Source organism: Stenotrophomonas sp. STK16_22 (assembly GCF_051984505.1).
Classification (GTDB): Bacteria; Pseudomonadota; Gammaproteobacteria; order Xanthomonadales; family Xanthomonadaceae; genus Stenotrophomonas; species Stenotrophomonas maltophilia_A.
On the sequence record NZ_CP196972.1, the window covers coordinates 2,865,979 to 2,887,794 of the forward strand.

The 21,816-nt window shown below is 63.0% G+C and carries 20 protein-coding genes; 10 read left to right on the plus strand and 10 right to left on the minus strand.

Annotation, left to right across the window (positions count from 1 at the left end; genetic code table 11):
- The first annotated feature begins 13 nt into the window (after positions 1 to 13).
- The 5 genes from ACSYAO_RS13355 to ACSYAO_RS13375 all read left to right on the plus strand — a co-directional run bounded on the left by ACSYAO_RS13355 (position 14) and on the right by ACSYAO_RS13375 (position 4,368).
- A complete protein-coding gene (locus ACSYAO_RS13355) occupies positions 14 to 1,204 on the plus strand; it encodes an efflux RND transporter periplasmic adaptor subunit (protein ID WP_049463024.1) in 1,191 nt (396 codons plus the stop codon).
- Positions 1,201 to 3,165, plus strand: a complete 1,965-nt coding sequence (locus tag ACSYAO_RS13360; protein ID WP_049463023.1) for a MacB family efflux pump subunit — start codon at positions 1,201 to 1,203, stop codon at positions 3,163 to 3,165. Before ACSYAO_RS13355 ends, ACSYAO_RS13360 begins: the two co-directional genes overlap by 4 nt.
- Positions 3,166 to 3,255: 90 nt before the next feature.
- The gene (locus tag ACSYAO_RS13365) at positions 3,256 to 3,651 is read left to right on the plus strand and encodes a hypothetical protein (protein WP_049463022.1); all 396 of its coding nucleotides are present in this window, start codon (positions 3,256 to 3,258) and stop codon (positions 3,649 to 3,651) included.
- A 26-nt stretch (positions 3,652 to 3,677) separates the two neighbouring features.
- Positions 3,678 to 4,055, plus strand: a complete 378-nt coding sequence (locus ACSYAO_RS13370) for an EF-hand domain-containing protein (RefSeq protein WP_049463021.1) — start codon at positions 3,678 to 3,680, stop codon at positions 4,053 to 4,055.
- A 115-nt stretch (positions 4,056 to 4,170) separates the two neighbouring features.
- Complete coding sequence (locus ACSYAO_RS13375; RefSeq protein ID WP_032128612.1) at positions 4,171 to 4,368, plus strand: hypothetical protein; 198 nt, start codon at positions 4,171 to 4,173, stop codon at positions 4,366 to 4,368.
- A 292-nt stretch (positions 4,369 to 4,660) separates the two neighbouring features.
- Here the strand turns inward: ACSYAO_RS13375 and ACSYAO_RS13380 are convergent, their stop codons facing one another.
- The gene (locus ACSYAO_RS13380; protein ID WP_107431662.1) at positions 4,661 to 5,008 is read right to left on the minus strand and encodes a winged helix-turn-helix transcriptional regulator; all 348 of its coding nucleotides are present in this window, start codon (positions 5,006 to 5,008) and stop codon (positions 4,661 to 4,663) included.
- A 101-nt stretch (positions 5,009 to 5,109) separates the two neighbouring features.
- Between ACSYAO_RS13380 and acuI the strand changes: the two genes are divergently transcribed.
- Together acuI and ACSYAO_RS13390 are read left to right on the plus strand one after the other, a co-directional pair.
- On the plus strand, positions 5,110 to 6,099 hold the full coding sequence (acuI, locus tag ACSYAO_RS13385; RefSeq protein WP_049463019.1) for an acrylyl-CoA reductase (NADPH): 990 nt from the start codon (positions 5,110 to 5,112) through the stop codon (positions 6,097 to 6,099).
- A gap of 128 nt (positions 6,100 to 6,227) precedes the next feature.
- A complete protein-coding gene (locus ACSYAO_RS13390) occupies positions 6,228 to 6,548 on the plus strand; it encodes a hypothetical protein (protein ID WP_049463018.1) in 321 nt (106 codons plus the stop codon).
- 69 nt (positions 6,549 to 6,617) lie between these two features.
- Here the strand turns inward: ACSYAO_RS13390 and ACSYAO_RS13395 are convergent, their stop codons facing one another.
- On the minus strand, positions 6,618 to 6,842 hold the full coding sequence (locus tag ACSYAO_RS13395) for a hypothetical protein (RefSeq protein ID WP_049463017.1): 225 nt from the start codon (positions 6,840 to 6,842) through the stop codon (positions 6,618 to 6,620).
- A gap of 163 nt (positions 6,843 to 7,005) precedes the next feature.
- Between ACSYAO_RS13395 and ACSYAO_RS13400 the strand changes: the two genes are divergently transcribed.
- Positions 7,006 to 9,759 carry a UvrD-helicase domain-containing protein gene (locus tag ACSYAO_RS13400; RefSeq protein ID WP_049463016.1) on the plus strand — a complete coding sequence of 918 codons (2,754 nt, stop codon included), beginning with the start codon at positions 7,006 to 7,008 and terminating at the stop codon, positions 9,757 to 9,759.
- A gap of 249 nt (positions 9,760 to 10,008) precedes the next feature.
- Here the strand turns inward: ACSYAO_RS13400 and ACSYAO_RS13405 are convergent, their stop codons facing one another.
- The 3 genes from ACSYAO_RS13405 to ACSYAO_RS13415 form a co-directional block, all read right to left on the minus strand.
- The gene (locus ACSYAO_RS13405; protein WP_049463015.1) at positions 10,009 to 11,262 is read right to left on the minus strand and encodes a hypothetical protein; all 1,254 of its coding nucleotides are present in this window, start codon (positions 11,260 to 11,262) and stop codon (positions 10,009 to 10,011) included.
- A 112-nt stretch (positions 11,263 to 11,374) separates the two neighbouring features.
- Entirely contained in the window at positions 11,375 to 11,767 is a 393-nt protein-coding gene (locus tag ACSYAO_RS13410) for a hypothetical protein (RefSeq protein ID WP_223224640.1), read from the minus strand.
- Complete coding sequence (locus ACSYAO_RS13415; protein ID WP_006375262.1) at positions 11,764 to 12,558, minus strand: M15 family metallopeptidase; 795 nt, start codon at positions 12,556 to 12,558, stop codon at positions 11,764 to 11,766. The genes ACSYAO_RS13410 and ACSYAO_RS13415 overlap by 4 nt, the downstream gene beginning before the upstream one ends.
- A 256-nt stretch (positions 12,559 to 12,814) precedes the next feature.
- Here ACSYAO_RS13415 and ACSYAO_RS13420 point away from each other — a divergent pair, with 256 nt between their 5' ends.
- On the plus strand, positions 12,815 to 14,575 hold the full coding sequence (locus ACSYAO_RS13420) for an adhesin (protein WP_440565759.1): 1,761 nt from the start codon (positions 12,815 to 12,817) through the stop codon (positions 14,573 to 14,575).
- 176 nt (positions 14,576 to 14,751) lie between these two features.
- Positions 14,752 to 15,078, plus strand: coding sequence for a GIY-YIG nuclease family protein (locus ACSYAO_RS13425; protein ID WP_149908572.1), 327 nt, complete (start codon positions 14,752 to 14,754; stop codon positions 15,076 to 15,078).
- Here the strand turns inward: ACSYAO_RS13425 and mobF are convergent.
- The 5 genes from mobF to ACSYAO_RS13450 form a co-directional block, all read right to left on the minus strand.
- Entirely contained in the window at positions 15,068 to 17,902 is a 2,835-nt protein-coding gene (mobF, locus tag ACSYAO_RS13430) for a MobF family relaxase (RefSeq protein ID WP_149908573.1), read from the minus strand. The genes ACSYAO_RS13425 and mobF overlap by 11 nt on opposite strands.
- A 62-nt stretch (positions 17,903 to 17,964) precedes the next feature.
- Positions 17,965 to 19,836: a helicase HerA-like domain-containing protein gene (locus ACSYAO_RS13435; RefSeq protein ID WP_049419594.1), complete on the minus strand. Its 1,872-nt coding sequence runs from the start codon at positions 19,834 to 19,836 to the stop codon at positions 17,965 to 17,967.
- Positions 19,814 to 20,641, minus strand: a complete 828-nt coding sequence (locus ACSYAO_RS13440; RefSeq protein WP_049419593.1) for an ankyrin repeat domain-containing protein — start codon at positions 20,639 to 20,641, stop codon at positions 19,814 to 19,816. Before ACSYAO_RS13440 ends, ACSYAO_RS13435 begins: the two co-directional genes overlap by 23 nt.
- 282 nt (positions 20,642 to 20,923) lie before the next feature.
- The gene (locus ACSYAO_RS13445; protein ID WP_049430674.1) at positions 20,924 to 21,127 is read right to left on the minus strand and encodes a hypothetical protein; all 204 of its coding nucleotides are present in this window, start codon (positions 21,125 to 21,127) and stop codon (positions 20,924 to 20,926) included.
- A gap of 137 nt (positions 21,128 to 21,264) precedes the next feature.
- Positions 21,265 to 21,789, minus strand: coding sequence for a hypothetical protein (locus ACSYAO_RS13450; RefSeq protein WP_049430806.1), 525 nt, complete (start codon positions 21,787 to 21,789; stop codon positions 21,265 to 21,267).
- Positions 21,790 to 21,816 lie beyond the last annotated feature (27 nt).

A 21,816-nucleotide genomic window follows, 5' to 3' on the forward strand; every position in this document is an offset into this window, starting at 1 on the left:
GGATGCTGCGCCGATGAGCGCCGCACCACGCAAGCGCCGCCGGGCGCTCATGATTGCTGCCGCCCTGCTGTTCAGCGCACTGATTCTGTTCGCATGGTTGCGGCCCGCACCACCTCCGAACCTGCAGGTTGCGCCGGTCGTTCGCGGCAACATCGAACAGGTGGTGGAAGCCACTGGCACGCTGAAGCCCTCGCGTCTGGTCAGCGTGGGTGCGCAGGTCTCCGGCCGCATCGACACCCTGCATGTGAAACTGGGCGACAAAGTGAAAGCCGGCGATCCCATCGCCGATATCGATTCGCGTACTCAGCACAATGCATTGCTGAGCGCGCAGGCCGCACAGCGCACCGCGCGCGCCAACCGCGATGCACTGGCCACCGACCTGCGCCAGTTCGAATTGACACTGCATCGGCAGCAGCAACTGGCTGCCGCGCAACTGGTGGCCCGCGCCGACTTCGATGCAGCCCAGGCCAAGGTCGACGCCACCCGTGAACAGATCGCCGCGTTGGACGGTGAAGTTGCGCGCCGACAGACCGACGTCGATGTCGCGCAGACCAATCTGGAGTACACCCGCATCACCGCCCCCACCGACGGCACCGTACTGGCCGTGGTCGCGCGCCAGGGGCAGACCGTGAATGCGGTGCAGAGCGCACCGACCATCGTGATGCTGGGCAATCAGGACGTGATGACGGTGTACGCCGAGATCTCCGAGGCAGACGTCGTACACACCTCTGTTGGGCAGGAGGCGTTCTTCACCATCCTTGGTGATGCCGGCCGCCGCTACAGCAGCAGGCTTCGGGATATAGCGCCAGCACCGGAATCGATCACCAACGAAGACAGTTCCAGCCTCGCCGCACCGGCGGTGTCGGGTGGCAGCCGCACGGCCATGTACTACAACGGCCAGTTCGATGTGGACAACGCCGATGGCCGCCTGCGCAGCTACATGACCGCGCAGGTTCGCATCGTGCTGGGCCGCGCCAACGACGTACTGACCATTCCCTCGGCCGCATTGGGTGCGCGCGCCGCCGATGGCAGCTACAGCGTGCAGGTCCGTGGTGCCGACGGCCGCGCCAGCACGCGGCGCATCACCACCGGGCTGGATGACCAGATCCAGGTGGAAGTACGCCACGGGCTGAACGAAGGCGAACAGGTCGTGCTGGCGCAGGCCAACGTCGAAGCCACCAGCGCACCCGCTCAGCCCAAATGAGTACGACCATGACCGAGCCACTGCTGCGCGTTCGCGGCGTACGCCGTGAATTTGCCGCGGGCGAGCAGACACTGGTGGTACTCGACGGCATCGACCTGGATATTCACGCAGGTGAACTGGTGGCCATCGTAGGCCAATCCGGTTCGGGCAAGTCCACGCTGATGAACATCCTGGGTTGCCTGGATCGCCCTTCCGCTGGCGTCTATCAGATCGCCGGGCGCGAGACCGCGCAGATGTCGCCTGATGAACTGGCCGAACTACGCCGCGAGCACTTCGGCTTCATCTTCCAGCGCTACCACCTGCTGACCGATCTGACTGCACTGAGCAATGTGGAGGTGCCTGCGATCTACGCCGGCATGCCTGCCGAAGCACGCCATGCACGGGCAGCCACGCTGTTGTCGCGGCTGGGTCTGGGCGAGCGCATGCAGCATCTCCCTGGCGAGCTCTCGGGCGGCCAGCAGCAACGCGTTTCGATTGCGCGTGCGCTGATGAATGGTGGCGCGGTGATCTTCGCCGACGAACCCACGGGTGCGCTGGATACGCATTCCGGAAAAGAGGTGATGAAGATCCTCGGCGAGCTGCACGCCGAGGGCCATACTGTGGTGCTGGTCACGCATGACATGGCCGTGGCCGAGCATGCGCAGCGCATCATCGAAATCCGCGATGGGCGGATCGTGGATGATCGTGCAACCGGTACAGCTCTGGCAGCGGGCGTGGCGACGCCAGCCGCGCCCCAATCCGTGGGTAGCAGCGGCTGGCAGGTCTGGCGGGACCGGTTCGCTGAAGCCTTCCGCATGGCACTGCGCGCGATGAACGCCCACCGCATGCGCACCTTCCTGACCATGCTCGGAATCATCATCGGCATTGCTTCGGTCGTGGCGGTGGTAGCACTGGGCACCGGTGCACGGCAGGCCATCCTGTCCAACATCTCCTCGTTGGGTACCAACACCATCGAGATCTATCCCGGTTCCGGTTTTGGCGACCTGCACTCGGCGCGGGTGGAAACACTCACTCCCGGCGACAGCGTGGCCCTGGCCCGGCAGCCATTCGTGGACAGCGCCACCCCGGGTGTTGCCACCAGCGGCACCGCCCTGCGCGGCAATCGCTCTGCCAGTGTGCAGGTGCAGGGCGTCAGCGAGCAGTACTTCCGCGTGCATGGCCTGAAGCTCGGCGAGGGCGCCTTCTTCGGTCCACCCGGCGTGGTCGGCTACCAGCAGGTGGTGGTGATCGACGCCAATACCCGCGCACGCTTCTTCGCCGCGACCGACAATCCGATCGGGCAGACCCTGCTGGTGGGCAATGTCCCGGTGCGCGTGGTGGGTGTGGTGAAGAAGGACGCCGGTGCGGCCGGTGATGCATCGCTGCTGCGGGTATGGCTGCCCTACACCACCGCAATGGCGCGCGTACTGGGGCAGAGCCACGTCTCCAGCATCACCGTGCGCGTCTCGGATGCGATCAGCATGGAAGCGGCTGAGCAGGCCATCGCGCGACTGCTGACTCGCCGCCACGGCAGCACCGACTTCTACATGAGCAACAACGCGCAGATCCGTAGATCCATTGAACAGACCACCGGCATCCTGACCATGATGATCAGCTCCATCGCTGCCATCGCACTGGTGGTGGGCGGAATCGGGGTCATGAACATCATGCTGGTCTCGGTGACCGAGCGAACCCGCGAGATCGGCGTGCGCATGGCGGTGGGCGCGCGACGCAGCGACATCCTGCAGCAGTTCCTGATCGAATCGGTGCTGGTCTGCCTGCTCGGTGGCGTGCTCGGCATCGGCGTGGCGCTGGCGCTGGGCGCGGTCATGGAGCTGGCCGATGCGGGCTTCAGCCTGGTGTTCTCCGTCAATTCGATTCTGGCTGCATTCGTGTGTTCCAGCCTGATCGGCGTTGGTTTCGGCTTCCTGCCGGCACGCCGTGCCGCACAGCTGGATCCTGTGGAGGCGCTGGTTCGATAGCCGCTGCAATTGCTCGCCCTGACGGCAGGTTCGCGCAATGTCTGCAGGGTGTACTACGGCTACCAACGATGTCCGCACAGGAGCTGGACGATGTTTCTGAAGACAGGAAGAACCGCGCTGATTCTGGCGGTCGCTGCGCAGCTGGTGTTGATGCCGTACGCCGGCGACGCCCATGCGCAGCGTGGCGACCGCTACAACCCGCAGTGGAACCAGGACTACCGCGATCGGGAGCGCGATGCATGGGAACGGCGCGAACGTGAGCGGAATCATGAGCGCGAACGCGAGCGCCGGCACGATGCCAAGACCGCCGGTGTCGTGGTGGGCGTGGTAGGTGCAGCGGTGGTGGCCGGCGTGATTGCCGCTGCCGCCAAACGCGAGCGCGAGACCCGCGAGCGCGCCGACTACTGCATGAACCGCTACGGCAACTACGACCGCCGCAACGACACCTATCGCGGCGCCGACGGCTACGCCTATCCCTGCCGCTGATCTGCAATTCTCAAGGAGAATCACCCATGACCAGGATCACTCTGTTGATCGCCCTGTGCACTGCCCCGTTGCTGGCCCAGGCCTCACCGGCCGACCCGAAGCAGGCCTACATCGACGCCACATTCACCGCCATGGATGCCAACAACGACGGACGCGTCGACAAGACCGAGTACGCGACATTTCAGCAGGAACGTTTCAGCAAGCAGGCCGATTCCATCGACGCCGCGTTTTCCGCGATGGACAGGAACAAAGACGGCAGGATCAGCAAGGAGGAAGCCAACGTGGTGCCGGAGATCGCGAAGTACTTCGCGGGCCTGGACACCGATGGTGATGGCTATCTGTCGCTGAAGGAAATGCAACAGGCCATGGTGGCCGCTCAGACTGCAGACGCACCAACAAAGTAAATCCAGGGCGGGGCGCTGAAGATGGATACCCATCCGGGCTCGGTGCGGGTTGAATACACCCTCTTCCCACGTTAGCCTCCGAGGTGCCCAAGGAGGGCTATCAACGGAGTGAAGCATGAAGATTGGATTCAAGCTGTCTGTTGCTATTGCGGCTGCTGCACTGACCCTGGGAATCGGCAGTGCCTCCGCGCAGTCCCGCTGTACCCCGTGCTACACCGCCTACGAGGCCTGCCTCGCAGCGGGCAATGGCGAGAAGGTGTGCTACCCGGCTTTTGCCCGCTGCCTGCGGAACAGCGGCTGCACCATCCCATAAGTCACGCACTGCCGTGATGTGTGCCGGCCCCCATTGCGGGGGCTGGCATTGGCTGCCAGGCGCTGCCCCGTGCTACTGAAGAGGTTCCATACGCGTGGGCGGAGTGATTTCATCCCATCCGCATCGCGTTATTTTCGCGCGCCTGCACTTCGATATCCTGCTCGCCGCCCTTCACGAAGCGAGGCAGCGCCCCACATGCGCTGCCTCCTGCACTACCGCGATTGCTACGGCCTCCGAAACGCTGCGGGGTGCTCGGGCCATGTCGACCACACTCGGCGCTACGCTTCAGACCTCAGCTGTCGCTGTCCGTGCTTCTATGGCCACGATAGGTTTCGCCCCACTCGCGCATGGCCAGCAGCACCGGCACCAGCGTGCGCCCGAATTCGGACAGCTCGTACTCGACCTTCGGTGGCACCTCTGCATAGACATGGCGGATCACCACCCCATCAGCTTCCAGCTCCCGCAGCTGGCTGGTCAGCATGGACTGGGTGGCATTGGGCACCCGCCGCGTCAGCTCCATGAAGCGACGCTTGCCGGTCATCAGGTGAAAGAGGATGACAGGCTTCCACACGCCACCCATGACCGACAGCGTGACCTCCACCGCGCAACCGCTCTTGCCATCCCAACGCTTGCTACGCATGCATACTCCGGAAAACCATAGTACCTACGGAAAATCATCGTTCTTGCTGCAATAGCGGTGCGAGCCTAGCATGGCCCCATTCCTTGAATGTGAGCCCCTCCATGACGTTCAAAGCACTGCTCGCCCGCAAGACGAACAACCAGGTTTCGACCGAACTGGTCGATTTCGATGAGGCCGACCTGATGGACGGTGACGTCCTGGTGCAGGTCGAGTACTCCACGCTCAACTACAAGGATGCGCTTGCCCTCACCGGCAAGAGCCCGGTCATCCGGACGTTCCCGCTCATTCCCGGCATCGATCTGGCAGGCGTAGTGCTGGAATCCAGCAGGGCCGACTTCAAGCCAGGCGACCGCGTTGTGCTCAATGGCTGGGGCCTGAGCATGAGTCACCACGGCGGCCTGGCACAGCGTGCGCGCGTGCGTAGTGAATGGCTCAACCGGATTCCCGGCAACCTGACCACCCGTGACGCCATGGCCATCGGCACCGCGGGCTATACCGGCATGCTGTGCGTGCTGGCCCTGGAACATGCCGGCGTGACGCCCGACAAGGGCGATGTGCTGGTGACCGGCGCCAACGGCGGTGTCGGCTCGATTGCGGTGGCGATCCTTTCAAAGCTGGGCTATCGCGTGGTGGCCGCCACCGGGCGCCCGGAGCATGCTGAGTATCTGCACAACCTGGGTGCGAGCGAAATCATCGACCGCGCGCAGCTTTCGGAACCACGCGACCGGCCGGTGAGCGCCGAACGCTGGGCCGGCGTGGTGGATGTGGCCGGCGGCCCTACCCTCGTCAACGCCATCGCCGAGACCAAGTACCGCGGTGCCGTGGCCGCGTGCGGCCTGGCGCAGAGCGACGCGCTGCACGGCTCGGTGCTGCCTTTCATCCTGCGCAACGTGACCCTTGCGGGCGTGGATTCGGTGAATGCGCCGCAGGACGTCCGCCAGCGCGCGTGGGACCGGCTTGCCACCGACCTGGATCCGCAGAAGCTTGAAAGCACGGTGCAGCTGATTGGGCTTGCCGACGTGCTTGAGGTTTACGAGCAGATCATTCCCGGCAAGGTGCGTGGGCGGATAGTGGTGGATGTGAATGCCTGAGGAAGCCTCCCCAGCGGATTCCATCCGGCAACGAATGGTGAACACGCCGTGAAACCATGCGTGCGGCAGTGGCCGTTTGCCACTGCTGCTCGCATACGCTCAGGTTTCCGCCGACTGTGGACACCGCCATGTCAATGACTGCACTCGCACTTGCGACCGCTCTTTCCGGCCTGCCCGACATTGCCTGGGAGCGCGAGCGCGGCGAAGACGCACATCAGCTGATGCTCTGCCAGATCCATCGCGATGAGCTGATGCAGGATGACGCGAAGAGCGATGCCTACCAACGCGCCAAGGCGGTCTGCGATCTCCTGGCGCGTGAGTACAGGAACAAATGGGATTTCGATGCGCAGGAGGCATTGGCGGCATCGGCAGTGGATCTGGATGAGCTGATCCGGCGGGGAGACCTGGTTGAGGTGCCTCCAACAAGGCAGGACCGCGTCTACGAGTGATTCCGTGCCGGCAGGTGCTGGCACCTGGAGCTGCCGCAGGGCAACCAGGTCCAGTGCCGATCGGCGAGGCTAGCGGATGCGACTCCGCGCCAGTGCCAGGCGCCTGATCTCGTCTGGCAGAAACACGACGCCGTCCTCCATTTCGATGCGCATCTGCGAGGCATCACCTTCGTGCCCCTGCATTGCAGCGGTCACCAGAATCTTCAGTGCATCCGTGCGGATATCGTAGCCGCCGACGGTGTGCTTCAAGGTACCCACACTGTTCCAGTCGATTTCCATGATCGGCGTCCACATCCACAGGCTTCATGCTGGCAACGGCCTTCGCCCACGTCAATGAAACCGGTCGCACGGCCGACCATGAAGCGAAAGGCCACGCGCGTGGTCAAGGCCCCTTATCATGGAGGGGTAAGGGCTCTGCAAGCCCAGTTGACGTACGCAAGGCAGTATCTGGATGTCTATGGAATGGCGCCCCTCGGGCTGGGGCCTACGTGTGACCCGCTCGCCGAACTGGTGGCTGCGACTTGACGGCGAACATGTTGAGCTTTTGATTGAAGGTCGCCAGTACCGGCAACACGTGGCTGACGACGAGCGCGTGCAGGTCATCCCTGGACTCTTCTGGGCCAAGGTCGTCCTGCAGACCCAGGGCGACGGCGTGCTGACCATGGATGGACTGTCCAACAGCCAGGCTTCCCGGCTTGCGGCAGCGCTGCAGCAGGTGCGCTTTGCGGGTACCACGCGCGGGCGCAAGGCACTGTTCGACACGATTCTGGAGCAGATCCAGTCGTGGCTGGCCGAAGCAGATGCCCTCATCGACCGGGGCAGCACCGGCCGCCGCTGGATCACGCACGAACAACAGCAGGCACTGCTGGCCGGTCGCCCCGCCCTGCCGCTCCCGCCGCGCGAGCTGGAACAATTGTTCCTGGATGAGGATGTGCACGAGGACCTGCATTCGCCCAGCCACCGTGCAGCACTGGACGCCCTGGGCGACTGGCAGCTGGACTGGCCCGAGGCGTGGGCCGACGCCAACGCAACCATGGCAGCGCGCGAACGGGTACTGGCCAAGGACTTCCTGGACCGGGTCGAGAGCAAGCCGCTGACCGACGAACAGGCCCGCGCCGTCATCTGTTTCGACAACCGCGTGCAGGTCGTCGCCTCCGCTGGCTCTGGCAAGACCTCCACCATGGTCGCCAAGGCCGCTTATGCCATTGATCGCGGCTTTGTCGAACCCGAACGGATCGTGATGCTCGCCTTCAACAAGGACGCCGCCAGGGAGCTTGAAGAGCGCGCGCAGCGATGCTTCGACCGGCTCGGCATGGGCGACACCGTGGTTGAAGCCCGGACCTTCCACGCCCTCGGCCTGGCCATCGTCGCCAAGGCCACCGGACGCAAGCCCGACATCCCCGAATGGACCACTGACGCCACTCTGGGCTTCAACAAGCTGGCCGAACTGGTAGACGATCTGAAGGATCGCTCGACCCACTTCCGCACCCAGTGGGATATGTTCCGCCTGGTATTCGGGCGCGACCTGCCGCCATTCGGCGCGGAAATGGAGGCCGACGGCTACGACCGCGATGGCACGCCCTACATCCGTACCCTGCAGGGGGAACGGGTGAAGAGCCTGGAAGAGTGCGTGATCGCCGACTGGCTCTTCTACAACGGCGTGACGTACGACTACGAGCGACGCTACGAGTTCGATACCGCGACAGACACCCATCGCCAGTATCGCCCGGACTTCTACTATCCGGACGCTGGGCTGTATCACGAGCACTTTGCGCTGGATGCCGATGGCCAGCCGCCGAAGCACTTTGCCAACTACAGCGAAGAGATGCACTGGAAGCGCCAGCAGCATGTGGCACGCGGCACGGCCCTTGTCGAGACGACATCCTTTGGCCTGCGCAGCGGGCATGCCCTGCTGGATCTCGCAGAGAAGCTTGGCGAGTGTGACATCGAGCTCGACCCGAACCCGGACCGCGAGCTGCCCGATCAGGGCGCCAGACCGATGCCCGATGCGGACCTGATCGGCTTGATGCGCACCTTCATTGCCCACGCCAAGAGCAACTGCCTGACGCTGGACGATATGGCCGCACGCCTGCGGCAGATGCCCGAGGATCAGTTCAAGGAGCGACACCGTCGCTTCCTGGAAATCGCAGGGCCGGTTTTCCAGGCCTGGGACAACGCACTGGCTGACGAGCGCGGCATCGACTTCGAGGACATGCTCAACATGGCGGCCGGGCTGCTGGAACAGGGCCGCTACGAATCGCCTTACGAGCTGGTGATGGCCGATGAATTCCAGGACGCTTCGCGCGCCCGCGCACGCCTCTGCCGTGCGCTGGTCAGCCAACCGGGCCGCCATCTGTTTGCGGTGGGCGATGACTGGCAATCGATCAACCGCTTCGCCGGGGCCGACGTTTCGGTGATGACCGGATTCCGCGAGTGGATGGGCCATGGCCAGGTGCTGAAACTGGAACAGACGTTCCGCTGCCCACAGGCGCTCTGCGATGTGTCCAGCCGCTTCATCAGCCGCAACCCCGCGCAGATCGCCAAAGCAGTTCGCTCAGCTGCAACGGCCATGGGCCCGGTGCTGCAGGCGTTCCAGATGAATCGGCGTGAGGAGGTGCAGGATGGCGTTCGCCAGTACCTCGCCAAGCTGCATCAGCAGTTGTTGTCCGGGGCGGTGCCGCAAGGGCGCAACGGACGCGTGACGGTCTTCATCCTGGGGCGCTATCGCGCCGATCGCAGCGCGATGCCTTCGGATTGGAAGACAGCCTTCGGCAGCACGATGGAGGTCGAATTCCTGACCGCACATCGATCGAAGGGGCGCGAAGCGGACTACGTGATCCTGCCGGGCATGATCAACCGCAGCTTCCCGAGCCTGCGCGCGGATGACCCGGTGCTTTCCCTGGCAATGCCGGGTGGGGATACCTACCCACTGAGCGAAGAACGGCGGTTGTTCTATGTCGCGCTGACGCGGGCGCGACGGTCGGTCGCGATGTTCACCCTGCAGGGGAAGCGTTCGCCGTTCCTGGATGAGCTGGTGAAGGACGGGGCAGTGGAAGTGACCGCGATTTCAGGCGCGACCATCCACGAAGAGCGCTGCCCGGTGTGCAAGGTGGGCGTGTTTGTGGACCGCAATGGGCCGCATGGGGCGTTCCGGTCGTGCTCCAGTTACCCGTTGTGCCACAACAAGCCGAAGGGTGGGCGTCGCGGGTAAGCGCGTTCAGCTGAACCCATATGCGCCCATACCAAGCCGTGCAAGCTGGCCTGATGGTTCGATGGCTGCACAGCAGCTGCGGAGGCAGAAAAAAGGCCCCTGTTCCCAGGGGCCATTTCATGATTCTGGCGGAGAGAACGCTGGCCATGTAGCCGACGTCGCTGATACCAGCAACGTCGCCAGCTGCACATACCGTATGGAGCTCAACACACGGCTCAACCATTCAGAGAAGCTTGTTGAGGTCAGTCTCTAGTTGGGCTGGAACCCCCAAGCCCTGACGCGACTGAACGGCATTCCGGTGAGCGACTTGCACTCGCCCGGTAGCGGCGTGTCCGAGCGCGCAGATTTGACAATGCCATAACCGGTGTCCTGGAAGAACATTGCAGCACCGCTGTCGCCACCACCACAGGCGAGCGAACTTCCCTCTACCTTGAACCAGACCTCATCGCATTGCATAGACTCGGTGGGCCCACAAATGTTTCCAGGACTATGCTTAACCGACGTGACTATTCCACAGCTGTATCCGCTACGCGAACCGCGGAAGCAGATGGTACCGTCTTTCGCTGGCACATTGTAAACGTTCGCAATAAATCGCGTGGACACGGTTGACGACGCGTACGTCTCCAGCAAAGGAATGTGCGGAGATGGAATTCGATGCCACTGCACATCGGTTTGCGCATCGTTCCTTTGATCCTGGAACATCAAGGGGAACGTAACCAAGGTCCCGTTCTGGCTACTCCCATAGTTGCCATAAATGACGTCGTCGGGGCAATGCGCCGCCGTTATGATCCCCTTTAGACCTGTAGCCGTGTGCTTCACCGTAAATCCGGTGGTGCAGTATGAATTGTTTGACTGCAGCACGGCTCCGCCGATTGCATATATGGAATTGCTTTCAGGAACGTCCGATGTCTTGAAACGGAGCTTTACGCGATAGGCACGTTCGAGCTTGGACAGGATTCCCATATATTTCTGGGCGTCCTGTTCATCCCCACGTATTCTGACCTCAGCCTCGTTATCTCCCGCATATCCGGTCAATCCAACGAAACCCGGGATAGCTGACTGTGCTGCCAGCCGAATTTCCTTCAGTTGCTTGGTGAACTCCTCCTCCGTGAAGAGGTGCCCAGAGGAGAACTCGACACGCGCTGTACCAGCCGCCGTCGTCCATTGCCGCCCTGCAACAGCACCATCTCCCTTGAGCTTCACTGAAACATGAAAGTCAGGCGACTGCTCAATGCTGATTTCCGTCAAGCGCCCGGCATACTCTCGACGAATGTCCTGGATGCTGGGCGCCACTGCCGCCTCCAGCTGAATCCGTCTGATTGCCTCATCAACCGATAGAGACTTGACTCTGGAAAGGAGGGAGCTGACTGCAACCGCAGTCTCCTCATCCAGTCCCTTCAGTTTCTCACTTTCAGAAACGTCCTTCTGAGCAAGTGCAGTGGTGGACACAACACTCCCCAAGAGGAGCCCGAACACACTCACGTAAATAGCGCCTGTTTTCACCTAGCCTCCTCCAATGAATGCTGTAGGAATCCTGCGCAGCCTGCTGCAGACTGAGCATGAGTGTACGACGTGATTACGATTGCTATTGAGTAGAGTGTTCCATTTCCAACCGTCAGTGTGTTGTCTTGGCAGCATGCGTGCTCTGCGCGACCGCCGCCCCTCCCTGGAACCAAGTAGCTGAATTGATGAACTGACGGGCAGCAAGGCGGAAAAAACAAAAAAGCCCCTGTTTCCAGGGGCTCTTTGAAACAACTGGCGGAGAGAGTGGGACTTCCTTGAGAAGTGCCCTCACCCCTTGGACGGCTTGGGTTTCACGAATCTGGGAGGTGCCCTTGAATGTGCCCGCGATGAGCATACCCCTTGCGGTGCAACGGATCCAGCCGTTTTTGCCGCCCTTGGGATCGCCAATCTCGATCTTCTCCAAACCGGCGCGATCAGGGCAGATGACCCGTTCGCCCCCACTCTCCGCCGAAAAGGGAAGCAATCCGGTGGACCGCTTCCTCATGTGTGCCTCAGGGCAATTGGGGCCATGGGACAGGACGCCTCAGCAAACGGTTCTGGACGGAGTCCTTTCAACGGCGGCCTTACGCCATAGCTCCATGGCCGGCTCACCGTCGCCCACGACACACTGCAAAGCACGGATTCGCACGCCCAGTCCGGCGCCAGCTCGGAATCGACGCTCCAGGCCCAACGGGGTGCTTTCGGTGCGTCAGACACTGACTCGGCCTTGGCAATCACTGTTTGCAGCGATCGGCGGGGGGCAGATCCGCCACGAATGGCTACCAGGCACTCGCTGCGCATCTCGACGTGGGGCATGTCCTTGAAGCTCTTCCAAGCCCCGCCCCACCTCAATCCCGCCTGCTGGGCGAGCTCACCGAAGCGTTGGTAGCCCTGCCGCACCTGCTCGTCCTTCAGGTCCCAAGAAGGGCGCCCGCGCTTGTAGATGACCATGTCCGCGGCCCAACCGTGGTTGTGGCAGCTGCTGCCTGGCCCCACCTGGGTCACGCCCTTTTGGCTGGCGAGCAGCTCGGCCTGGCGCTGTTTAGAACGGTAGCCCTCCATCAGCCGCAGGTCGTAGCCCTCGTCCTTCATCTGCAAGGCGATGCGTTCCAGCGCTGAGCGAAGCTCGGGCTGGACACCGTCCCACTGCGGGGCGTCTTTGTGGCGGTGGAACAGGCGTTTGAAAAACCCAGGCTTCTTCCCGTGGACCTCAACGGAATCGGTGGCTGGCGCGTGCGCGTGGACCAAGACGGGTGCGCTGGCCAGTGCGAGCGCGAGCAACAAGCGTTGAAACACGAGTAGGCCTCCTTACTCACATGAGCGATACACCCATGCAAGCGGAGAATCGAAAACGCGCAAGGGGGCTTGCGGAATTTTTTCCCTGTCGTAGAAGAACAGGGGTGGGGAAAAGTCGGCCCCACCGCTTCCTGGCGCAACGGCCCCTCCTGCCGTTGCGCCGGGAAGTTTCGTTGGGGGGGGGCTTGCGCATTCCAGGATCTGATCTATTCGTGAGTGCACACGCTCACTCATTTCAGACCCAGGAGGCCACCCCATGAAACGCTCCCTCATCCACTGCGCTTTGCTGGCAGGCCTTGTTGCTGGCACGGCGCAAGCCCAGGTTCAAGTGGGCAACGGTGCCGTTGCCACCAAACCCGAGACCACTGCGGTAGGCGACCGCGCCCAATCGTTGACCGTTGGGGCCACGACCATCGGGGCGGACGCCCTCGCCGACGGCGGGATAATGGTGGATGAAAATGGCGTTCCGGGAGAGTGCGTGGGAGCCACCGCGTTGGGCATTCGCGCCACCGCACGCGGATGCCACACCACCGCTCTGGGTTTCTTGAGCGAAGCGCAGGGCTCAAATGCGCTCGCAATTGGCTCGCGCGCAAAGGCGTTCGCGGTTTACGCCGTCGCTGTCGGCCCCCAAGCGCAAGCCACCGGCGACTTTGCGGTGGCCATCGGCGGGCACAGCCTAGCCAGCGGAATCTCCAGTGTGGCCATCGGCTCTAATGCCCGTTCGCCTGGAGCTAGTGGGACCGCTGTAGGCCCAACCGCAAGAGCCGATGAAAACGGTGGAGCGGCTTTCGGCAGCGGGGCGACTGCGCAAGGCGTTAACAACCTGGCGCTGGGCGCCGCATCCCAGACCGAGGGCGAAGGCGCATCCGCCGTGGGGCCCGGTGCCAACGCGACCGCCGACTTCGCGGGCGCCTACGGTTACGGCGCTGGCGCTGCCGGCGAGGCCGGCACCGCCGTGGGCCCATGGGCGCAGGTGTTTGCGCCCTACTCTGCTGCCCTCGGCGCGTTGGCCACGGCCAACGCCACGGAAAGCGTGGCGTTGGGGCCACGGGCCGTGGCCAACGCAAGGGGATGCGTGGCCGTGGGCGCCAACACCACGTGCGATGAAGAAGAGACCGCAGCGTTCGGCAACCGTCGTTTGACCCAGGTTGCCTTGGGCAAAGCGGACAACGACGCCGTGGCCGTCAGCCAACTGCGCACCGCCGTGGAAACCCTGGGCGCTGGCGCTACCGTGGTGAACGGTGTGATCGTGGCACCGAACTACCAGCTGAGCAGCGGGAACAACTACACCACTGTGGCCGGCGCCATCTACGATCTCGATGGGCGCGTTCACCAACTGGAGCAGAACCCTGGCAGCGGTGGTGGCGCCACCGGTCCACAGGGACCCGCCGGTCCGCAAGGCCCAGCAGGCCAGGACGGTAAGGACGGAGGAAGCAGCACCACGGTGGCCGGGGCAAACATCGAGGTCACGGACAACGGGGACGGCACCCAAACCGTTGCCTTGAAAGACACCATTGAGCTTTCCGAGCAGGGCTCGGTCCAAGTGGCCAAGGCCATCCACAACAGCGACGGCTTCACCGTCCAGGGCGGCCCATCGGTCACCCGATCCGGGATCAACGCCGGCAACCAGCGGGTAACCGGGGTGGCTGCAGGAGCGATCGCTCCAGGGTCCACGGACGCGATCAACGGTGGTCAGCTGTGGGACTACCAGCGGGAGCAAGACGACCGCTGGAACCTGACGGACCGCCGTTTCCGCCAGCTCGACAAGCGGGTGAGCGGTGTGTGCGCCATGGCCCAAGCCAACGCCCAGATGGCCACCTCGACGTCGGCTATCCACGGAGAGAACCGAAACCGCCTGGCCGTGGGCGTCGGTGGCTGCAGCGGCCAAGCCGCCATTTCCATTGGCTACACCCGTGACGTAACCACCCCACGCGGATCCCCATCGGCTTTCTCGATCGGGGTTTCCCGCAGCGGGCAGGACACGGCCATGGGCGCAGCCTGGGCCATCGGCTGGTAACGAATGTCAGCAGCGAAAAGGAGGTGATCGTGTCTCGGCAAGGGCCCTTCGGGGCCCTTGTTCGTTGCCAAGTGCTTACATGAATGCCTATAGGCGTCTCGAACCCTTCGCAGCAGGCTTGCCAACTCAAAATTCTGATCTATTCGTGAGTGGGTCGTTTTACTCACGGAGAGACCATGCCCCACCGCCACAACCTCGGACGCAGTGAGAAGTATCACGCACTGCCCCGCACCCTTTACGCCCTGGTGTTCGACGACGGGGGATGCTACGTTGGTCAAAGCTCGAACCCGCAGCAGCGGGAGAAGCAGCACCGCTCCCCCAAAGGTGGCTGGCACCGACCCTTCCGGTTCCATGCGCTCGAAGTGGTGACCGCCACCAGGGCGGAAGCCGAAGCGTATGAGCAGGCGTGGCGGGTGAAAGCCCCCTCCGAACGCGTGGCGTGGTGGCCATGGGCAGTGGTGGTGATCAGCGTTTTAACACTGGCCCGATGCGTCACCGGGTAAGCCTCATCTCGCGCCGTTCCGCGTTTGTGGTTGGCACCTGGGTTTGCGGTTTCAATCCTGCCAACAGCTCTTCCACGTCCTGGACCAGGTTGCGCACCGGAGCAGTCTGGGTCTCGGACAAGCCGACGCTCAGCGCCATTTCCTTGTGCCGCTCGGTTCCCAGCCGTTCGGCCATGCGCTCCATCATCTCGTCGGTCGTAAACATGCGGTAGCTGCCCTTGGTGAGGCGGGTGAACGCCACCAAGGCCGACTGCTGGTCGAGCATGCCCATGTTCGTGGCCAAGTGATAAACCTCGGATTTCCCCTGCCCCTGCGCCTTGTGAACGGTCATGGCATACCGGTGGGCCAAGGCGTTGTGCTCGCTGGTGTTGAACTCCAAAATGCGCCCGTCCTCTTTCGGGTTCGAGGAGTCGATGCGCACCACCAGGTCGTAGCCACCGGACTTGTCCTTTCGAATGCTCTCCACCGTGCCCTCGGTGCCGTTGATGACACCCAAGTCGTTGTTGGTCGCGGTGAACATCACCCGGTCCCGGCGGGAGAGCGTCAGGTCCTCCCACTGCCCTTTCACGATCGAGCGGAAGGTGAATTCCTCCGTGTCCAGCACGCCTTGCTCCTGGAGCCCCTTTCGGATGCCCGTGGTAAGGGCTTTGACTTCAGAGCGCGTGTGGGCCAAGACCAGCTTCTCGTCCATGGGCGTCTTGTCTTTCAAGTAATCCTCCACCAACGCTTTGATGGCCTGGCTTTCCGTGCCGAAGTCGTCGATGCAGTTGCGTTGCTTGAGGTTGTTCAGGATATCTTCGCCCATATCGAATGTGCCTTTGCGGCTGCGGTGTCCGCGGCGGATGTCCTTGACCTCTCCCTCGTCATCCCGCTCGTAGAAGCTGTTGGCGGTGACCAGGTCATCAGCGTTCTTCTGCCGGCGGATTTCGGTCAGTTTCTTGTCCCCCAAGGCCATCTTCGCCAGCTCAAAGCCGTTGCCCGCAGCGATGGGCTGAAGCTGATCACTGTCTCCCTGCATGACAAGCTTGGCGCCCACCCCCTGGCAGTAGGTCATGAGCTTCAAGGTGTCATCGGTGGCCACCATGCCGGCTTCATCGAGCACCACCACAACGTTCTTCGTCAGAGCAACCTTGCCCTGCCGGAGCTGGGAAAAGAACTTTGCAACCGACATGCAGGGCATTCCGGACTCTTCTTCTAGCTTGGCCGCGGCTTTACCCGACACGGCCAAGCCCATCAACTGCTTTCCTTCGGCTTCGAAGCACTGTTTGTAGACCTCGGCCACGGTGGTCTTGCCGGTGCCGGCCAACCCCGACATGACCCCCACACCGGCCGTGCCGTAGGTGAGGTGACCGATGGCGGCTTTCTGCTCCTCTGTGAGGGTAAAGCCCTTGCGCTTCTCGTAAGCGGCGATCTCCCGATCCACGGTGGAGCGGAACAGCTTGAGGTCCGTCTCGTTCTCCCGCTCTTTCGAGCGGCGGATGATCTCGGCCTCCCATTCGACCATCCATGTGGCGCAGAAGCGATCCTCCCGGTGCTTGCGCGCCAACCGAACGCCCCGGTCGTCTTCGTGGAGGTATTCGGCTTTCACGCGCACCAGATCGTCCTGCTCGGTGAACTCATTCACCATCCTGAGGATTTCTTCTGAATTTTTTTGTCCTGCGAACTCCATCCCCAACTCCCGGACCAGGTCATGCTCGCAGAACATCGCCTCGTTTTCGTGCATGCGCTGCAAAACCTCGTCAAACGTATGCGGGTCCAGGTGTTGGCCTTTCGTCTGCTTGAGCGACTGGGTGGTGGGAACCAGCTCCGGGTGCTCTTTAGCGATTTTGGCGAAGGTTTGCTGCCAGTCCTTGACCACCTGCTCGAAGGGCGGTTCTTCCTTTTTTTTGCGGGTGGCCTTGCAGGCCTCGTCGTGGCTGGCGTTGGGGTGTTCCTTGACGTAGTCCAGGATTTCTTGGCGGCGGGTCTTCGTCTGAAGCACCAGCTCCCGGTCGATGCCGGCAATCGTGGTGAGAGTCTGGCCCGTTTCGTGCCCCATCACGTCCACCTCGCGTTCCCGCTGAATCCCATAGCCCAGCGCTTTCATCGCGGCGTAGAGCTCGACTTTGTAAAGGTGATCCGCGGCGTGGCGGTGGCGGTAGATCTCGATGGCATCGAACGTGCCCCACTGGCCATCCTCCCCCTTGGAGATCCCGAAGGCCAGGTGATGGGTGTGCAGGTCGCACTGCACGTTCCTGTTGCTGACGTGGTCGGCGGCTGCCCACACCAATCCCTGGGTGTCTATAACGTCTTTCCCCGCTCTTCCGCGCCGGGTCTCTACCTTGCTCTCGATGTAGCGCATCGCCACGGCGCAGGCCTGGCGGTGCGCTTCCAAGATGGCCAGCTTCTCGCGTTCATCCGCAAGGGCAAACGCCACGCTCACGTCCCCGGGGGCGGAAATGGTCAGATCGAACCCCACCCGGTGGCCGCCCTCCCACTTCTCCATCGGCTTGCCGTCGTCGTCCAACCGCACGTTTCCCCAGCGATCCGTCTTGATGACCAATCGGGCCTCCTTGCCCGCGTTTTTGCACAACGGCCTTCCGGTGGGTGAAAAGCCCTTCCCCAGCTTTTCCATCACCTCGCGGGTAACCGGCTGCCCTTCCAGGCCGAGTTCGGCGGCAAGGCTGCCGCCCCAATTGAGCGTCTGCCGCGGATCAGGACCGCTGCCGGCGTAGTAAGCCACGGCGCTATCGATGGACAGGCGCTCGGTGGCCAGCATGTAGTCGAACATGTTGCCGTTGCGCTTGTTGTGGCCGCGGGCATCGATGCGGGTGCAATTGATCACGGGGACCTCCTGGAACGTTGATGGATCCAAGGTCCCAGAAAACGGAGAGTTGGCAAGGCCGATCACCGCTTGAAAAGCGCGTCGATTTCCTCGGGTGTCATGGTCAGCACCCGCTGGACCGTGTCGATGCCTTCTGCGGTGGTTGGGAAGGCCAACGCGTCACCGGTCAAAGGGGGCAATTCAGCTTCTCCCACCACACCGGCCGGCTTGGTGGTCCACGCGGCGGCCACCTGCCCTTCGCGAACCGTTGGATGGCTCCTGCCGGGCCACGTCAGCAACAGCACGTCCCCGCCCATTTGGACGATCGCCTCGATGCCCCACTTCTCGGAACCGTAGCGATTGCCTTTGCGGAAACCCAACCGGTCGGTGAGCTCACCGCTGGAAACCAACGCGCGGCTCTCTTCGTGAATCTGGGCCTTGTCTTCGTGCCCACGCCAGGCGATTCTCCGCTTGCCGAGCTGGCTGGCCAGCTTGTCCCGGGTCGCCCCCATCTGCACTTGGCACACCACGTGGGTGCCCACCAGCGATGAGAAGGCCTGGGCGGTCTTGTCCCCATAAACCAACTCAATCTGGGAGTGATCCTGGACCGCCATGATGGCCACCACGCCTTTGCTGCGTCCCAACGCCAACAAGGGATCGATGTTCAAGCGCCCGGCGCTGGTCAGCTCGTCGAACACGAAGTAGAGCCCACGCCCGCCCTCGTTGTCCGGCAAACCTGGCCCAATGAGATCTGGCACGGCCACGTTGATCATGGCGGCGATGTAGGCCTTCGTCAGGGTTGGGTCGGGTCCGGATTGAACGATGACCTGCTTGCGCCCGGTGTAGTCGTCCCGTATCCACTCGGTCATCGAGAAACGGCGCTTGCCAACCTTGGGCCATGCGGTGGCCAGGTCGTCGATGAGGCGGGTGAAGCCCCCGAGGGAAGACAGCACGCTGGACGTGGTTTGGCTCTCCGGATCACGCACCAGTGCGGCGCCGCGGGGGTAATGCGGGCGCATGCCTGCGGCCATCTCTGCAGCCGGGCGGCGCACCAAGGCCGCCAGATCGGGCCACCCCCACTGGCCAGGCCGGGTGTTCTGGAGTTCGCGCACGCACCCGATCAACAGGTCCTGGGCGGCCATGCTCCAAAATTTGGCGTTCCCGTCGCCCTCTGGGATGAGAGAGGCGGCGAACGCCGCCGCCTGGGTCGGGGTCCGCACGTCGGCGGCGACGTCCCACACGTGGGAGCGCGCATCGAAGGGCGACACGATGATGGGCCTTTTGAAAATCGACGTGAAATCACCCTTGATGTCGTAAAGGAACAGCTTTGCGTCCCTCTTTCGCGTCAGTTGTTCCAGGATGTGCTTGAGGATGACGCTCTTGCCCGAACCCACCGAGCCGGTGATCAGGACATGGCGCGCCCAATGCTTTTTTGGCAACAACAGATCCGGATGGAGGGACAGGGCGAAGGGATCCGCCTCGGCGTCTTTAGGAGTTACCGAGCGGCGCCGGGCTTCGTCCACGGCCTCCTTTCCTTCCAATAGCCGCGGTCCGGCCAGGTGCCAGGTGTTGCTCACTGGCTCAGCTGCCTTGAGGAACATGCGAAGGCCAAGGCCCGCCGCCAGCAGAAGCGACGCCCCGATGCGGGTCCACGTCGCCACTGGGTGGTGATAGGCCACCAGTTCGATGAACTCCCGTGCCGGAGCGCGAGCCGAGATGCCGACGGTCAGGAAGTGATAGGCGGTGACCAGACCGCCTTTCACGGCATCGGCGAAACGGATGAGCGAGCCATCGGGATTCGGGATGAGCCAGGCAACGCCCATGCTCCCCACGTAGACCAAGCCAAAGACGAATGCACAGGCAAGAACGGCGCGGTGCCAGTATCGGACCGGCTGGGAAGGCGCAACGCTGCCGGGCACGTCGCCCAGGGCATCAAAGGGCTTGGGTTTGCTCATGTCGGTGCATGCGCGTCGGGGTCCGCCCTCGCCACCCTGGCTGCTCTGGATTGGCGCCGTGGGCCATCAGGTGGAGGCAGGCCCGGGCGTGCTTGTGAAGGGCGGCAAGGTGGAGCGGTGCCCACCCGTGGGCGTTGAGGGCCGCCACGTCGGAGCCCGCTTCAACCAGAGGCGTGACCAGCGAGGCGTGACCAAACCGGGCCGCGTGGTGCAGGGGCGTGTTGCCGCTCACATCGGGCAACCGGGCGTCCGCGCCCATGCCGATGCAGGCCAGCAGTGCTGCTTCGTGGCCCGCCCGGGACGCCCCCACGAGCCAGCCCTGCCACGGTGCGTTCTCCCGCAACCGGTTTGCATCGGACTTCCGTGCCCGCGCTTCCTCCACCGCCATCGCCATGCCTTGGAAGAGCGAGACGTGCTCTGCCATGGACAACCCAGCCACCCTCTCTGCCAAGGTGCTGTATACCATCGGCTCGTCACGGTCTGCCAAGCGCCTCCCGTAAGCACGCACCAGGTCCCGGGTGGAGGCCCGCGTGGGCGCGTCGAACCCCAGGCGATGCAAGCCCCAGCGCAGGTCCACTTGGGGCACATCATCGTGCTCCCGCTGGCGCACCTGCCAAACCAGACCGCCCAACCGACCCTCAACAGGGGCAACGCTCAGGGCGTGGGCGCGCGCCAACACTTGCGAATCGTGAAGGCCTTTGGATGCGCCGGCTTCGCGAGCGAGCGCGGCCGCCAAGGCCTCCGCTCGTTGGAGGTCCAGGGGACGCAAAAGGCGCAACAGGGATTCTTGAGTGTCCATCTCCATGGTTGTAGCGTTGAATCGCTGGCCGTCAAGCCAACACGCAGAAATGGTGGGTCAGGAAGGACTTGAACCTGCAGGGGAGTGAACCAGCAGTTTTACAGACTGCCCCGGCTTCGTTACCGGACTACTGACCCGAACGCTAAACCCTGTCGGGTGGCCCAAGGACGATCCAAACCAGCATGTAGAAAATCAGCGCGGGATAGAACCAGAAATCAAACCCCTCACAGTCAAACCGGCGCCAACGCTTCCTGCACCTCGCGCGCAGCCTGAGCCAGCGCCGGCTGGTCACCGGAAGGAACTCTGGACGACCACCCCGATGGTCACAAAGCCCACCGCCGCCATGGCCACCACTTTGAGCAGAACCGGAACGGCCGGAGGATAGGCGAGGACGGCCGTTGCGAAGGCCGCGATCAGCAGGAACAAAGCGGTCAGCAGTGGGACCGCGTTTTCGAAAGCGAAGTCTTTGAGGGCATTGAACAACGTGGACATGGCAGCTCTCCTTTTGGTTTTTATGAGTAGGTCTACCTACTCTTGATAGAACCAGTAAAGCACCACAAAACTGGACGTCAAGACGCAAAAATGCCCGATTCTGCGAAGAACCGGGCAGATTTGAACATCGGTGAAAATCACTGTCGGAAGACGTTCGGCTGGGCCTGCTTCTGGTGCTTCTCCCAATCGAAATTGGCAGCGTAGTCCTTCATGAAAGCCGCCTCCTTCAGCGAACTGCGGGCGTAATCGGCGTATCCCAAGCGCCCGGGGCCGTTCTCCGCCCGCTGCTCACGGGTCAACATGGGAGGGCTCTCCTCCCGCTGGGCCCCGCGTTGCTGCCGCCACTGCGCAACGGTCGCATGAACCACCTGCTCGCGCTTGTCGTCCGGCTTTGCATCACGAACGGCTTTGTCGGCCTCCTGGATCTTTGCCTGGAGCGCGGCGATCTGATCGGGCGAGGCCTTCTCTGCCCAATCCAGAACGCGCTGTCGGCGTTGCTCGATGGCGTCTTGGTCTTGGGCCACGTTCTGCTCGAAGTCCGCCCGCGCCGCGCTGTCCTTCTTGGACGGTGGGCGATCGCCCAGAAGCCGCTCGTTGCGCTGGGCCTGGAGTGCTCGCAGCTCGGTCATTTCTTCGATGGGTTGGGAAAGGGTGTCGCTCATGTTTGTTTCCTCCGCTGGGGTGAATAG